This is a genomic window from Peptoniphilus timonensis JC401 (assembly GCF_000312025.1).
Lineage (GTDB): Bacteria > Bacillota > Clostridia > Tissierellales > Peptoniphilaceae > Peptoniphilus_A > Peptoniphilus_A timonensis.
In genome coordinates this window covers 3,356-5,249 of the sequence record NZ_HE978599.1, presented here as the reverse complement: position 1 = coordinate 5,249, position 1,894 = coordinate 3,356, and the positions used below count along the sequence as shown (strand labels likewise).

At 45.2% G+C, this 1,894-nt stretch carries 1 rRNA gene; it reads left to right on the top strand.

Annotation, left to right across the window (positions count from 1 at the left end):
* The first annotated feature begins 331 nt into the window (after nucleotides 1-331).
* A 16S ribosomal RNA gene (locus tag HGPT_RS08625) occupies nucleotides 332-1,856 on the top strand.
* The last annotated feature ends 38 nt before the right edge of the window (nucleotides 1,857-1,894 follow it).

Genomic DNA, 1,894 nt, shown 5'->3' with positions numbered 1-1,894 from the left:
TATAAAAAAACAGTTGACAGATAAAGATCAAGATGATAATATATAGAAGTTGTCACTTGAGACAGCAAACAAATTACTGTGAAAGTTAAGTAAAAACAATTTAAAAAAATTGTAAAAATTACTTGACAAAGAAAAAACACGGTAGTATAATAAACAAGCTACTTCAAAAGAGTAGCAATGAAACATGATAATTAAATAGTGTGAAGATAGAAAAGATTCGTAATGAATCACACAAATTTCGTGATTAGAATCACAGATTCTTAATAATAAGAATCACAAGCAAACCAGATATTCGTTTAGTTTTTTGAAAACTAATGAGTCATACAAATTTTTAATTGAGAGTTTGATCCTGGCTCAGGACGAACGCTGGCGGCGCGCTTAACACATGCAAGTCGAGCGATGAAACTTTGACAGATCCCTTCGGGGTGAAGATAAAGTGGATTAGCGGCGGACGGGTGAGTAACACGTGAGTAACCTGCCTCGGACATTGGGATAGCCTCGGGAAACCGGGATTAATACCAAATGAAATCAAAAGTGCACATGCACCAATGATCAAAACTCCGGTGGTCTGAGATGGACTCGCGTCCCATTAGCTAGTTGGTAGGGTAACGGCCTACCAAGGCGACGATGGGTAGCCGGCCTGAGAGGGTGAACGGCCACATTGGAACTGAGAAACGGTCCAAACTCCTACGGGAGGCAGCAGTGGGGAATATTGCACAATGGAGGGAACTCTGATGCAGCGACGCCGCGTGAACGAAGAAGGCTTTCGAGTCGTAAAGTTCTTTTATATGGGAAGATAATGACGGTACCATAAGAAAAAGCCCCGGCTAACTACGTGCCAGCAGCCGCGGTAATACGTAGGGGGCTAGCGTTGTCCGGAATCACTGGGCGTAAAGGGTTCGCAGGCGGAAATGCAAGTCAGATGTAAAAGGCAGTAGCTTAACTACTGTAAGCATTTGAAACTGTATATCTTGAGAAGAGTAGAGGTAAGTGGAATTTTTAGTGTAGCGGTGAAATGCGTAGATATTAAAAAGAATACCGGTGGCGAAGGCGACTTACTGGGCTCATTCTGACGCTGAGGAACGAAAGCGTGGGTAGCAAACAGGATTAGATACCCTGGTAGTCCACGCTGTAAACGATGAGTGCTAGGTATCGGAAGAATTCGGTGCCGCAGTTAACACATTAAGCACTCCGCCTGGGGAGTACGTGCGCAAGCATGAAACTCAAAGGAATTGACGGGGACCCGCACAAGCAGCGGAGCATGTGGTTTAATTCGAAGCAACGCGAAGAACCTTACCAGGGCTTGACATATAGAGGACCTACTTAGAGATAAGTACTCTTCTTCGGAAGCCTCTATACAGGTGGTGCATGGTTGTCGTCAGCTCGTGTCGTGAGATGTTGGGTTAAGTCCCGCAACGAGCGCAACCCCTATCTTTAGTTACCAGCATTTTGGATGGGGACTCTAAAGAGACTGCCGATGATAAATCGGAGGAAGGTGGGGATGACGTCAAATCATCATGCCCTATATGCCCTGGGCTACACACGTGCTACAATGGAAGGTACAAAGGGAAGCAAGATAGTGATATTAAGCAAACCTCAAAAAGCCTTTCTCAGTTCGGATTGTACTCTGCAACTCGAGTACATGAAGATGGAGTTGCTAGTAATCGCAGATCAGAATGCTGCGGTGAATGCGTTCCCGGGTCTTGTACACACCGCCCGTCACACCATGGAAGCTTGTAATACCCGAAGCCTGCGAGCGAACCTTATGGGAGCAGCAGTCGAAGGTAGGATAGGTGACTGGGGTGAAGTCGTAACAAGGTAGCCGTATCGGAAGGTGCGGCTGGATCACCTCCTTTCTAAGGAAAAAAATCTTCACACTATTTTAATTATATAT